This is a genomic window from Streptomyces sp. NPDC048415 (assembly GCF_040651675.1).
GTDB lineage: Bacteria > Actinomycetota > Actinomycetes > Streptomycetales > Streptomycetaceae > Streptomyces.
On the sequence record NZ_JBEZKJ010000026.1, the window covers coordinates 1 to 11,995 of the forward strand.

The window sequence follows — 11,995 nt, forward strand, 5'->3', positions numbered from 1 at the left end:
CTGCGGCGGCCGGCGCGATGGCGGGCGCGGCGACGGTGCACGTACCGAACGGGTTCTTCGCGCAGAGCGGCGGTTACGAGTACGCGGCGTCGCTGGGACTGACCGCGGCGGGCCTCGCGGTGACCGGCCCCGGCCGGCTCTCCCTCGACCATCTGCTGGGCCACACGGTCAACCGCGGCTGGATGGTGCCGGCGGCGCTGGGCGCGACGGCGGCGGCCACGGCGGTGGTCGTGGGCGCCAGGAACAAGAGGCTGCGCAAGGCGGCGGAGGGCGAGCAGGAGACGTTGTTCGAGGAGTAGGCGACGGTGGGCGTGGACCCCGCGAAGGTTGGGGCAAGCCGGCCCCACGGCCGACGAGCAGGCGCCCGGCCCACCAACACTGGGGCAAGCCGGCCCCACGGCCGACGAGCAGGCGCCCGGCCCACCAACACTGGGGCAAGCCGGCCCCACGGCCGACGAGCAGGCGTCCGGCCCACCAACGGTGAGGCAAGCCGGCCCCACGGCCGACGAGCAGGCGTCCGGCCCGCGAACGGTGGGGCAAGCTGGTCCCATGGCTGATGAAGACGTCTGGGATTCGATCGACCGCCTGCACGCCTGGCTGGACGCCCACCGGGCGCACGACGGCCAGGAGGGGCTGCTCCTGCGCATGCTGAAACTGTCGGAGGAGGTCGGCGAGGTCGCCCAGGCGGTGATCGGCGCGACGGGCCAGAACCCCCGCAAGGGCACCACGCACACGTGGGACGACGTCCAGTCCGAACTCTGCGACGTCGTGATCACGGCCCTGGTGGCCCTGCGCACGCTGGCCCCGGACGCCCGCGAGGTCTTCACCGCGCATCTGGCCGGCGTCACCGAGCGCTCGCTCGGACCGGCCCCGACGTCCTGACGGCGCGCCGTGCTGATCATCCTCGGCGGCCTCCCCGCCACCGGAAAGTCCACCCTCGCCCGACTGCTGACCCGCCGCACGGGCGCGGTCCACCTCCGCGTCGAACCATCGAACAGGCCCTGGTCGGCTCAGGCCTGACGACCCACCGGTCTCTACTCCTGGGACGGCGACCCGGCGCATGCCCCGGTCAAGCGCCTCGACCTGCCCACGTCCGACCCCGGCGGCTGGGAGGCGGTCGTCGACGTACCCGACCTCACCGTGCCCGGCGCCCGCGCCCGCGCCCGCGCTCAGCTGATCACGGACGACGGCTCCGCCGACCTGTACGGCGACGGCACGGAGGCCAAGGACCTCACGCGCCCGAAGTGAAAGAAGTCCCGGGCCACGTGGTTCACGGTCACCGGCTGAAGCGGCGCTGCGTTCGGCGTAATCGATGATCGCCGAGGCGGCTCCGCCGCGGTCGTCACCGACCCGGCGCACCCGGGGCCCGCACGCCACGAACTTGTTTTCCACGAACGCGTTCGTTACCTTCTCGGTCATGACCTCAGAGAAGCCGGCCCCGATCAGCAGACGAGAGCGTCCCGCGAAGCCTGCCCTGACCAGGCAGGGCATCATCGACGCCGCGCTGACGATCCTGCGCGAGGAGGGCCTGCACAAGGTGACGATGCGCCGCATCGCCGCCGCCCTCGACACGGGGCCGGCCTCCCTGTACGTCTACGTCCGCAACACCGCGGACCTGCATGCCCAGATCCTCGACTCCCTGCTGGGCCCGGTCGCCGTACCCCCGCCGGAAGCGGGCACCTGGCGCCACCGGCTGAAGACCCTGCTGACCGACTACGGGCAGGTCCTGTTCCAGCACCCGGAGATCGCCCGGATGGCCTTGTCCACCCAGCCCAGCGGCCCGAACTACCTGGCCCTGGCCGACGCGATCCTCGCCCTCCTCGGCGAGGGCGGCGTCCCGGACCGCACGGCCGCCTGGGGCCTGGACCTCCTGCTGCTCCACCCCACCGCCGTAGCCGTCGAACACGGCGACCCCAGGTCCTCCACGCAGAAGACCGAGGACTTCTCCGCCCTCGCCACCAAGATCGCCACGGCGGACCCGGCCCGCTATCCGCACATCGCCCGCCTCGGCGACACCCTCATGTCCGGAGACGGCGCGACCCGCTCCGACTGGGCCCTGGACGTCCTGCTCGACGGAATCCTCGCGGCGGCGTCTCGCGCACCGGCCGAGTAGGCCGCGCTCAGGAGGCGATTCCGTTCAGCTCGGCCAGCTCTTTGGGGGGAAGCTCCAGCCCGGCAGCGGCGATGTTGTCGCGCAGGTGTTCCACCGAGGAGGTGCCGGGGATCAGCAGGATGTTCGGGGAACGCCGCAGCAGCCATGCCAGGGCGACGGCGACCGGAGTGGTCTCCAGACGGGTGGCGACCGCGTCCAACGTGTCCGACTGCAGTGGGGAGAAGCCGCCGACGGGGAAGTAGGGCACGTAGGCGATGCCCTGTTCGGCGAGGGAGTCGATCAGCGCGTCGTCGGCGCGGTTGGCGAGGTTGTAGAAGTTCTGCACGCACACGATCGGCGCGATGGACTGGGCTTCCTTGATCTGCTCGGCGGAGACCGTACTGATCCCGAGATGCTTGATCAGACCCTCCTGCTGCAACTCCGCGAGCACGGAGAACGGTTCGGCGATGGAACCCGGCTCTGGGGCGTCGAGCCCTCCGACCCGCAGGTTGACGACATCAAGGGCGTCCAGGCCGAGGCGCTCGAGATTGTCGTGGACGGCCTGGCGCAGCTCCTCACGGGACAGCGCCTTGGGCCAGCCTCCCTCGGCGTCGCGCCGGGCTCCGACCTTGGTCACGATGTGCAGGTCGCCCGGGTAGGGATACAGGGCTTCCTTGATGATCTCGTTGGTGATGTGGGGGCCGTAGTAGTCGGCGGTGTCGATGTGCGTGATCCCCCGCTCGACCGCCTCGCGCAACACGGCCACCGCGGCATCCCGGTCAGCCGGCGGCCCGAACACGTGCGGGCCGGCCAGCTGCATCGCGCCGTAGCCCACACGAGTGACCGTCAGATCCTCGGCCATGGTGAACGTTCCGCCGGGAAGCGACTGCATCGTCATGTCCATACTCCTGTGCTCTTGGTTCCTGCGGCCCCTCGCCGATGCCCTTGTTCGCTCCGGTCATCAGTGGGGTCGTCATGCCTCAACCCTCCGCCCGGACGGTGCGGGCAGCCAGTGGCCCCGCCTTCCTGGGACTGCCGGTACCAGGCAGCGGGGCGCGGCCGGCCAGCGGCAGCGCACATCGCGCGCACGCCGACAGGGACGAAACGCATGGCCCCGTGGCGCCGCCCCAGGCGCAGGCGGACACCGAGCGCGTGAAGCGGGACCACTGATGTCAGCGTTGCGCCCGTCGGCCACGCCCTGCCTGCGGTCGGTGGATCCGCCGTCCGGGGAGATCCTCGGATCGTTCGCGTCGGTGGCCGGCTTGGTGAACGCCCCGGTACGGCCGTTGTAGACCCACACGGCGGGCGTGTCCTTGAGCTTCCTCGGATGTGCCGTTCCCAGCTTCGGGTCGCGCTCGCCCCGCCGCGCCTGACCACCGCCGTGCGGTCGGCGAGGGCCGGCAACGGGCTTTCCGGGTCCGGCCATGGCCGGGCGCGGCCACCCGGAATCCATTGTCCAGGGCACTCACGCACGGAAGTCTCCTCCCCTGTGACCAGTACAGAGGTTGGAGAGGCCATGCGTCCCCCGCTCATACGTTCTTTCTCGCAGCTCGAAGAGCTCGACCCCGACCGTCCCGTCGTGACCCTGTTCAGCGGCGGTCTGGACAGTTCGTATCTGCTGCTGCGGCTGCGCCGGATGGGCGTGCGCGACGTGCACGCCGTGAGCGTCGACATCGGCGAGGACGAGTCCAGTACGTACAAGCGCCAGGTCGCCGAGGCGCTCGGGGCGACGATCCACATTCTCGACCGGCGCGAGGAGTTCGCAGGGCTGTATGTCGCCCCGGCGATCGCCGCCCAGGCCGTCTATCTCGGCATCCACCCGGTCAGCTCCACGCTGAGCCGCCCGCTGATCGCCCACAGCGCGGTCGGGCTGGCCCGGGGGCTCGACGCCCAGGCCGTGCTGCACACCGCCAACCGCTCGCAGAACACCCTGCGCCGGCTCAACGGGGCGCTGCGGCTGCTCGGTTACGAGGGTGCGTTCGGCAGCCCGTACGACCTGGACCCCGTTACCCGCGACGACAAGCTCGTCGAGCTGCGGGCCGCGGGCATCGACCTGCTCGCCGGGCGGATCGTCAGCGGCGACTCCAACCTGTGGTGCCGCGAGTTCGAGTCGGGCATTCTCGACGACCCCGAACTGCACGAGGTTCCGGAGGAGTTGTACGCCTGGAGTCGGCCGACCGCCGCACCCGGCGAGAGCGACGACCTCACGGTCACCTTCGAGCACGGGCTGCCCGTCGCCCTCGACGGCGAGCCGCTGCCGCTGACCGAACTCGTCGACCGGCTCAACCGGCGGGTCGGCGCGTACGGACTGGGCCGCTACTCCGGGCTCGAGCACCTCGACCACGGCGAGAAGGTCCTCGAGATCCGCGAGATGCCCGCCGCCTGGCTGCTGCTCAGCAGCTACCGGCACATCGAGAGTGCCTGCCTGGACGCCGAACTCATCCTGGAGAAGCGCCATCTGGAGCAGGTGTGGACGCGCGAGGCCCTTGAAGGCCGCTGGTTCGGTGAACTGCGGCTCACCGTCCAGGCTTTCATCGACGCCTGCGCGTCCCGTACCACCGGGTCAGTGACCTGGCGGCTGCGCACCGGCGGCGCCGACACGCGCTCCATCACCACAGGGCAGCCGCTCTATCTGCGCGACCGGGAGGCCTGGGAGGAGCGCGCGATCGACGCCGAGTCGGCGCCGTTCGCCCGAGCGGGGGCGCTGCTCGCCGCTGCCTGATCCGTCGACCGCCTCCCGGACCACCGAACATCAACGTACGGAGCACTTCCATGACCACTGTCGTTGCCCACCCCGTGGCCGTCGACGCCGTCAACGCCCTCGCCGGGCCCGGCGGACACCTGATGCCCGCCGCCGCGCTGTCCGCCCTCGCCGGGGTCGACGGCGCCGACTGGACGCGGTTCGCCGCGCACTGGGACGAGCTCACCCTCGACACGTACATGGCCGACGGCGGCACCTACCGCTTCCGCCGGTACGGCCAGTTCGAACTCGACCCGGCCTCCGGCGAGCTCAGGCTCCTGCCGCACGCCCCGTACCGCCAGGAATCCGACATCAACCCGCTCAACGGCGGCATCGAGCGCGTCTTCGACCCGCTGACCGACTCCTTCGCCGACGACCCGCTGCTGCGCTCCGTGCTCGTCGAACTCGGCCGGATCTTCAGCGCCGTCGACGGTACGACGTCGTGGAACGTGAAGCTCCACCCGTACCGCATCAGTGCCTCCGCCGACCAGAAGGGGCAGCCCGCGCCGGAAGGCAGGCACCGCGACGGGGTCACGTTCATCACCTCGCTGATGATCGGCCGCGCCAACGTCACCGGCGGCGAGAGCGGCGTCTACACCGACGAGGGCGAGCACCTGCTCACCACTACGCTGTCCGAGCCGGGCGACCTGCTGCTCGGCGACGACCGCCGCACTCTGCACTCAGTGACCCCGGTGCAGCCGGTGGAGCCCGAACTCGCCGCCCATCGTGATGTATTGGTGATCGCCTACACCGCGCGCTGAGCCGCAGCCGTTCCGACAGAGTCTGTTGAGGAGTTCCCGATGAGCGTCACCGCGGCCCGCCGTGCCTGGCTGACCGATCTCCCCGTCCTGCTGGTCGCAGTGGTGTGGGGCTCCAGCTACCTCGCCGCCAAGGGTGTCACCACGACGCAGACCGTGCTGGCGGTGCTCGTACTGCGGTTCGCCGTGGTGCTGCCTGTGCTGGTCGTCGCCGGGCGGCGGAAGCTGCGCGCGCTGAGCGGCGCGCAGATACGCGGGGCCGGCGTCCTCGGGCTGATCCTGGCCGGGATCTTCCTGCTCGAGACGTACGGCGTCGTGCACACCTCGGCGACCAACGCGGGACTCATCATCAGCCTCACCATGATCTTCACGCCGATCGCCGAGAGCCGGATGCGGGGGACAAAGCTGTCGCGATCGTTCGTCGCCGCGGCGGGGCTCTCGGTGCTCGGCGTGCTGCTCCTGACACAGGGCGCCGGCTTCAGCGATCCGTCGCTCGGCGACCTGCTGATGCTGGGCGCGGCCGTCGCCCGTACCGTCCACGTCCTCGCGATGTCGCGGATGGAGTCGGTGCAGGGGGCGGACGCGCTGTCGATGACCACGGTCCAACTGGGCAGCTCCGTCGTGGTGTTCGCGTTGCTCTCGGCGATACCGGGGACCGGGAGCACGCCGTGGGCGGCCGCGGCTGACTTCGGGGCCGGAGACTGGCTGGGGCTGCTGTACCTGTCTGCGTTCTGCACGCTGTTCGCGTTCTTCGTTCAGATGTGGGCGGTTCGCAGGACGTCTCCCTCGCGGGTCAGTCTGCTGCTCGGCACGGAGCCTGTATGGGCCGCGGTGGTCGGCATCGCACTCGCGGGGGACCGGCCGGGTTGGCTCGGGCTCGTGGGCGCGCTGCTCGTCCTCGCGGGGACGGCGTGGGGGCGGACCGCGGCTCTACCGCAGCAGCGGGAGGCAGCGGTGGAGCGGGCGGAGCCGGCCGGGTCAGTCGTCGAGCCAGCCGAGCCGGACGGCGCAGACCCCGGCCTGGAAGCGGCTGGCCGCGCCTAGCCGTTCGGTCAGCTCGGAGACGAGGCGGCGGACCGTGCGCTCGGAGACCCCGAGCTTGCGTGCCATCGCCTCGTCGGTCAGTCCCCCGGCGAGCATCCGCACGAGTTCGCGGTGGCGGCCGGTGGGCCGCCAGTCGCCGTCGCCGTCGCCGGGTTCCACTCCGGAGCCCGTGTCGGTCAGCACGCTCGCGCCCGCCCAGCAGTGCTCGAAGAGCTCTCTGAACACGTCGACCAAGGTCTCGCTGCGCAGCACGACCGCGGCGATCTCCCCGTCCGCGGGCTGCGGAGCCGGCACGATCGCCAGCGAGCGGTCCACGACGATGAGGCGCAGCGGCAGCGTGTGCGCGGTGCGCACCTGGGCGCCCGCGCCGCCAAGCCGGCGCAGATAGGCTGCCATGTGCGGTACGGCGGCCGCCGAGCCGAGATGGATCGTACGGATGCCTACGCCGCGGCCCAGGGCGAGCCGGTCCCGTTCGAAGCCCGCCTCGATCATCCCGGCGGGCAGCGCTCGGCCCGGATGCAGTGACAAGACCTCCTCCTCGACGCGCTGCGAGGCGTCCTCCAGGGCCGCGGACACATTGGCCGCGCCCGTCACCAGCTCCATCTGTACGGAGGAGAGTTCGCTGGCGTGCACGGGCTGAAAGTCCGCGACGACCTGCGCGAGCGCGGACCGCGTCCGCTGGACGGCGGTGAGCAGCGCGCTCGTCTGCCGGTCGTCCTCAAGGAGCAGATTGCGCAGGGCGGTGTCCGGGGCAAGCGCCGTCCAGCCGTTGCGGGTGTCGGGCGACGGTACGAACAAGCCCAGTCGGCCCAGCAGTTGGAGCGCCTCGGCAAACTCCGTACCACTCCAGCCCCGATCCTCGGTGAGCAGCTCCGGATGCCAGGAGGCATCGTTGAGGGCGATCCGATAAAGCTCCTGACCCCTTGCGCGTGCGTCCACCCCTGTACGCCCCCACTCCATGGGCCGCTTCCCCTGCGGCCCTCCCCCCAAAAGATCTTAGGAAGCATCCCGTTGCGTGGACAGTGCTGTCCGAATTATGGGCAGCAGGCGCCTGGAAGGCGTCCGCTCCTGGCCATGTCCGGTCCCGGAACTCCCTTGCCCGTAGCCGCTGATGAGCTCGCCGGAACATGCTGGTCACACACCGACCGATCACTTCTGGGGGGAACTTCCATGTCCATATCCGTCTCTTCCACCGCCCCTTCCATCCCTTCCATCCCTTCCATCCCGTCCGCTGCCGCGTCCTGGCGTCGTACGCACCTGCTCCGCGGGGTGTTCGCCGCGCTCGCCCCGGTCCTCGTCCTCGGCGGGGTGGCCGCAACCACGGGCGCCGCACCGCAGGTCGTGACCTCGGCCGCCGGCAATGACTCGCTCATCTGGGGCTGATCCGGTGCCGCGGCCGAGCATCGCCGTCGTCGCCCCGTTGACCGGCCCGCGTACAGCCTGGGGCACGGTCCTTCTCGGCCGGGTCGACCGGGCGCGATCCGCGTATCCGGGGGCCGCCGAGTGGCACGTGCACGACGAGACCCCGGGGGTCGCCGACTCCGTCGCCGACGCCGGTTACACGGCGGTCATCGGCCACAGCGATGCGGACGGCACGTGCCGGGCCCTGCCCGTCTACCGGACCGCCGGGCTGCCCTGTCTGCTGCCGTTCGTACGGGCCGGGGGCCCTGCGCTGAGCTGGGCGCCCAACGAGGACGCACTGGCGCGCACCATCGTCGAGGGAGCGCTCGTGCTGGGCGCGGAGGCGCTCGCGGTGACGCATGACGAGGGGCCGGACTGGGTGGCGCTCGCGCACAGGGTCGCGGCGGCGGCCGCGGCGGCGGGGCTCGCCCTGCGATCGGGAGGCGTGCTGGCCGTTCTGGCGCCGCAGGAACGGTTCGAGCGGTTCCTCGGGGGCGCCGGCCCCGCCGGCCCGGTACTCACCCCCGCAGACTGCGGCCTGGTCTCCTTCGGTGCCCTGGCCCAAGCGGCGGACGGCCGCGAGGTGTGGGCCGTACATCCGCACATGTGCGCGGTACAGCGGGCCGGGACCGCGGTGGCGTCCCTCGCCCAGACCCTCGACGCGGACCCCGCACTGCGCGGGGCGGCCCTGACGGCTGCGGTACGCGCCCGGTCGGGGGCGCTGCTCGCCGCCCAGGGCGGGGTCCTGGGGGACGGCTGGCGGGTGTCACGACTCGGCAGCGTGTGCCCGGCGCGGGAGGGTCTGTGACCCCGCGGACCCGGACCCGAGCCACATCCGCTCCGTCAGCCGTTCCGAGGTGCTGAGCGCCCTGGCCACCGAGGCCAACACCCGCAAAAGCCAGGACATCTGACGCACTGCCTATCGCCGAAGCTGATCGCCAAGGCTCAAGCCCGCCCCCCCCAACCGCCATCGCCCTTCGCCGAGTCCGCCTCATCCCCTCCTCGTGATCCACACACTGACCTAGGATGGCGAGAACCATCTCAGCGGCCCGACGGGCTTCCTGATCCGCCTGCGCGCGGACATCGGAGGACATGCCCCCACCCGCACGAGTCTTCTTCGTGCTGCCTGGGGGCATTTTCTTGCTGTTCCGTGAGTCCGCGGCGTCCGTGGCCGCCCGCATCCTCGAAGGGTCGCTGGCGCTGCATCTGACCGAGAACTTCCGTCACCAGCACGGCCGGAAGCCCGCGCAGGCGGAGATACGTTCCTGGGAGCGCAGCCTCCCCGCGCTCGTCAACGCCCTCATCGAGGCCGGTCTCGACGACGTGGAAGTCATGGTCGAGTACAGCCTGCCCCTCACCAGCAAGCGCGCGGACGCCGTACTCGCCGGCGTGCACCCGACGACGGGCGAGCCGTCGTACGTCGTCGTGGAGCTGAAGCAGTGGAGCGCGGCCTACCCGGAGGAGGACGAGCCGCTGCTATGCCGGATCGACGCGTACGCGGAGCCGGTCCTCAACCCCATCGAACAGGTGCGGGGCTACTGCGAGTACCTGCTGTCGTTCAACGGAGCCCTCGAGCGGATGCCCAGGTCGCTGGCCGGGGTGGCGTTCCTGCACAACGCGACCGAGTTCGGGGTCGCTGGGCTGCGCGCCGTCACCGAGGACCAGCACGGCCGGCTGTACACCGGCGAACAGCGCGGCGCCTTCCTGAACTTCCTTCGCTCGCGGCTCGCCGCGAAGCCCGGAGCGGAGGCGGCGGACGTACTACTCGACGCCAGGATCAGGCCCTCCAAGCAGCTGATGGCCGTCGCGGCGGCCGAGATCCGCGACCGTGAGCAGTTCGTACTCATCGCGGAGCAGCGGGTCGCCTACGAGAAGGTGATGTCCGCCGTACGCAAGGCCAAGCGGTCGAACCACAAGCAGGTGATCGTGGTGACCGGCGGTCCCGGCTCCGGCAAGAGCGTGATCGCGATGTCGCTGCTGGGCGAGCTGTACCGGCGCGGGGTGCCCACGCTGCACGCGACCGGGTCGCAGTCGTTCACCAAGACGATGCGCAGGGTCGCTGGGGCCAAGAAGCGTGAAGTCCAGCAGCTGTTCAAGTACTTCAACAGCTTCATGGACGCGGAGCCGAACGACCTCGACGTACTGATCTGCGACGAGGCCCACCGCCTCCGGAAGACCTCCGCCAACCGCTACACCAAGGCGGAGCTCCGCACCGGCCGGCCCCAGTTGGCAGAGCTGATCGACGCGGCCCGGGTCCCGGTGTTCCTGCTCGACCAGCACCAGGTGGTACGGCCCGGCGAGATGGGGACCAAGGAGGAGATCCAGCGGGCCGCGGCCGAACAGGGCCTCGACTGCGCGGTGGTGGAACTGGACAGCCAGTTCCGGTGCGGCGGCAGTGACGCGTACGAGAAGTGGGTCGTCGACCTGCTCGGCCTGGACGGCGGCACGCCCAGCCAGTGGGAGCCGGACGGCAAGTTCGAGCTGCTGACCGCCGAAAGCCCCCAGGAACTGGAGGACTTCCTCGTCGCGCGCCGCGAGGAGGACTACGGCGCCCGGATGTCGGCCGGCTACTGCTGGAAGTGGACGACCAAGGTCACCCCGAACATGGCGGCGCTGCCCGCCGACGTCGTCATCGGCCAGTGGGCCCGCCCCTGGAACGTGTACGGCGACCGGTCCCTGCTCGGGGCGCCGCCCGCGCCCCTGTGGGCCACCGATCCGGCCGGTTTCGGCCAGGTCGGCTGCGTCTACACCGCGCAGGGCTTCGAGTACGACTGGTCCGGCGTGATCATCGGCCCCGACCTGGTGTGGCGAACGGACCGCTGGGTCGTGGACCGGTCGGCATCGAAGGACCCGTCGTTCACGAAGGCGACGTCGGACGACGACATCAACCGGCTCATCCGCAACACCTACAAGGTGCTGCTGACCCGGGGCATGGTCGGCACGATCGTCCACTCGACGGACCCGGAGACTCGCGAGAAGCTGCGCTCGCTCATTCACCCCGCGTCGGGGGTCGAGGCACCCGCGCTCGTGTAGCCCGGCGCGTGCGAAAGGTGGAACAGCTGCCCCTGCTCCGCAATGTCATCGACGTCGAGGTGTCCATCCCCTTCGCGCACGCTGCTCCGGAGGCCCCTTCTGCCTGTTGCTTGCCTGCAGGTCAAAGCTCTGCGCCGACTGCGCACAGCTGCATCCGTCCACAGATAGTCCACGATGGCGCGGACAGGGTCCGCCAGCTCTGGACTCTCGGCCGGATAGCTGGTCGCTATCCGCATTGGATACATTCCCGCGGGATGGTCGTCCTAGTGGCTCGGTGCTGCACCCGGCGCCTAGCGGGTCGGGCGGGTGCCTCTGGGGCAGGACTGCCAACGATGTGCCTACCTATCAGAGAGGGGTAGCAATGCCTGACGACGACTATGAGGAGGACTGGGAGGACGACGAGGAGCGGGACATTCACGCCCGCATCCACGACGTGGACACCGACAAGGAGATCTACATCTCTACGGTTCGCGATGACGACTACGAACGCTTCGTGGATTGCCGGGTGTACAACCCCTCCCTGAAGGAGTATGGCGAAGGGGTGGCCATCCCCCTCGCGGGGCTCCATGACTTCCTGAAGGTTGTCGAGGATGTTGCCTGGCAAAGGGAGCGGACGGGCCAGATTGATCACCGCTCCCGCGTGTACATGGCCGACGACAAGGAGATCGACGTTTCCACGATTCGCGATGACGGCTACGAACGCTTCGTGGCCTTCCGGGAGTACAAAGTTTCCCTGAAGGAGTACGGCGAAGGAGTGACCGTCCCGGTCGGACTACTCCATGACTTCAAGGACGGCGTGACTGCCGCCTGGCACGCCAACGGATCGGGCAACTGGGAAGGGGACCTGGGGCCCTACATGGGGGCGGAGGGGCCTGATCAATGAATAGTTCAGGCAAATCCGCATTAGCTGGATCCAAAGTGATCAAT

The 11,995-nt window shown here is 70.3% G+C and carries 12 protein-coding genes and 2 pseudogenes; 12 read left to right on the forward strand and 2 right to left on the reverse strand.

From position 1 onward, the window contains the following. The 5 genes and pseudogenes from AB0D27_RS19065 to AB0D27_RS19085 all read left to right on the forward strand — a co-directional run. On the forward strand, window positions 1–299 hold a 299-nt coding region (locus AB0D27_RS19065), incomplete at its 5' end, for a DoxX family protein (RefSeq protein ID WP_362509689.1). Window positions 300–549: 250 nt separating this feature from the next. After that, entirely contained in the window at window positions 550–882 is a 333-nt protein-coding gene (locus AB0D27_RS19070; protein ID WP_362509692.1) for a MazG-like family protein, read from the forward strand. 9 nt (window positions 883–891) lie between these two features. Continuing rightward, window positions 892–1,019: pseudogene (locus tag AB0D27_RS19075) on the forward strand (AAA family ATPase); the annotation flags it as partial. Window positions 1,020–1,032: 13 nt separating this feature from the next. Next, window positions 1,033–1,248: pseudogene (locus AB0D27_RS19080) on the forward strand (hypothetical protein); the annotation flags it as partial. Between the two features lie 169 nt (window positions 1,249–1,417). Further along, on the forward strand, window positions 1,418–2,113 hold the full coding sequence (locus AB0D27_RS19085) for a TetR/AcrR family transcriptional regulator (RefSeq protein WP_362509695.1): 696 nt from the start codon (window positions 1,418–1,420) through the stop codon (window positions 2,111–2,113). Window positions 2,114–2,120: 7 nt separating this feature from the next. On the opposite strand, the gene AB0D27_RS19090 is transcribed toward AB0D27_RS19085, so the two are convergent. Then, window positions 2,121–2,990, reverse strand: a complete 870-nt coding sequence (locus AB0D27_RS19090) for an aldo/keto reductase family oxidoreductase (protein ID WP_362509698.1) — start codon at window positions 2,988–2,990, stop codon at window positions 2,121–2,123. Window positions 2,991–3,608: 618 nt separating this feature from the next. Between AB0D27_RS19090 and AB0D27_RS19095 the strand changes: the two genes are divergently transcribed. Genes AB0D27_RS19095 through AB0D27_RS19105 form a run of 3 tightly spaced genes read left to right on the forward strand, consistent with a single transcriptional unit; the run spans window position 3,609 to window position 6,634 of the window. Next, complete coding sequence (locus AB0D27_RS19095) at window positions 3,609–4,814, forward strand: argininosuccinate synthase-related protein (RefSeq protein WP_362509701.1); 1,206 nt, start codon at window positions 3,609–3,611, stop codon at window positions 4,812–4,814. A 50-nt stretch (window positions 4,815–4,864) separates the two neighbouring features. Further along, window positions 4,865–5,593, forward strand: coding sequence for a 2OG-Fe dioxygenase family protein (locus tag AB0D27_RS19100; RefSeq protein WP_362509704.1), 729 nt, complete (start codon window positions 4,865–4,867; stop codon window positions 5,591–5,593). Window positions 5,594–5,632: 39 nt separating this feature from the next. Then, window positions 5,633–6,634, forward strand: coding sequence for a DMT family transporter (locus AB0D27_RS19105; protein WP_362509707.1), 1,002 nt, complete (start codon window positions 5,633–5,635; stop codon window positions 6,632–6,634). On the opposite strand, the gene AB0D27_RS19110 is transcribed toward AB0D27_RS19105, so the two are convergent. Further along, entirely contained in the window at window positions 6,569–7,573 is a 1,005-nt protein-coding gene (locus AB0D27_RS19110) for a LuxR C-terminal-related transcriptional regulator (protein ID WP_362509710.1), read from the reverse strand. The two genes, AB0D27_RS19105 and AB0D27_RS19110, sit on opposite strands and share 66 nt — an antisense overlap. Before the next feature lie 231 nt (window positions 7,574–7,804). Between AB0D27_RS19110 and AB0D27_RS19115 the strand changes: the two genes are divergently transcribed. The 4 genes from AB0D27_RS19115 to AB0D27_RS19130 all read left to right on the forward strand — a co-directional run bounded on the left by AB0D27_RS19115 (window position 7,805) and on the right by AB0D27_RS19130 (window position 11,951). Then, window positions 7,805–8,017 carry a hypothetical protein gene (locus tag AB0D27_RS19115; RefSeq protein WP_362509713.1) on the forward strand — a complete coding sequence of 71 codons (213 nt, stop codon included), beginning with the start codon at window positions 7,805–7,807 and terminating at the stop codon, window positions 8,015–8,017. Between the two features lie 4 nt (window positions 8,018–8,021). After that, the gene (locus AB0D27_RS19120; RefSeq protein ID WP_362509716.1) at window positions 8,022–8,843 is read left to right on the forward strand and encodes a hypothetical protein; all 822 of its coding nucleotides are present in this window, start codon (window positions 8,022–8,024) and stop codon (window positions 8,841–8,843) included. A gap of 284 nt (window positions 8,844–9,127) precedes the next feature. Then, on the forward strand, window positions 9,128–11,068 hold the full coding sequence (locus tag AB0D27_RS19125) for a DUF2075 domain-containing protein (RefSeq protein ID WP_362509719.1): 1,941 nt from the start codon (window positions 9,128–9,130) through the stop codon (window positions 11,066–11,068). A gap of 361 nt (window positions 11,069–11,429) precedes the next feature. Next, window positions 11,430–11,951, forward strand: coding sequence for a hypothetical protein (locus AB0D27_RS19130; protein WP_362509722.1), 522 nt, complete (start codon window positions 11,430–11,432; stop codon window positions 11,949–11,951). Window positions 11,952–11,995 lie beyond the last annotated feature (44 nt).

Bases quoted from the DNA above. Each gene is read 5' to 3' on its own strand.
- AB0D27_RS19070 (WP_362509692.1), top strand. From the start codon at position 550: ATGGCTGATGAAGACGTCTGGGATTCGATCGACCGCCTGCACGCCTGG.
- AB0D27_RS19085 (WP_362509695.1), top strand. From the start codon at position 1,418: ATGACCTCAGAGAAGCCGGCCCCGATCAGCAGACGAGAGCGTCCCGCG.
- AB0D27_RS19090 (WP_362509698.1), bottom strand. From the start codon at position 2,990: ATGACGATGCAGTCGCTTCCCGGCGGAACGTTCACCATGGCCGAGGAT.
- AB0D27_RS19095 (WP_362509701.1), top strand. From the start codon at position 3,609: ATGCGTCCCCCGCTCATACGTTCTTTCTCGCAGCTCGAAGAGCTCGAC.
- AB0D27_RS19100 (WP_362509704.1), top strand. From the start codon at position 4,865: ATGACCACTGTCGTTGCCCACCCCGTGGCCGTCGACGCCGTCAACGCC.
- AB0D27_RS19105 (WP_362509707.1), top strand. From the start codon at position 5,633: ATGAGCGTCACCGCGGCCCGCCGTGCCTGGCTGACCGATCTCCCCGTC.
- AB0D27_RS19115 (WP_362509713.1), top strand. From the start codon at position 7,805: ATGTCCATATCCGTCTCTTCCACCGCCCCTTCCATCCCTTCCATCCCT.
- AB0D27_RS19125 (WP_362509719.1), top strand. From the start codon at position 9,128: ATGCCCCCACCCGCACGAGTCTTCTTCGTGCTGCCTGGGGGCATTTTC.
- AB0D27_RS19130 (WP_362509722.1), top strand. From the start codon at position 11,430: ATGCCTGACGACGACTATGAGGAGGACTGGGAGGACGACGAGGAGCGG.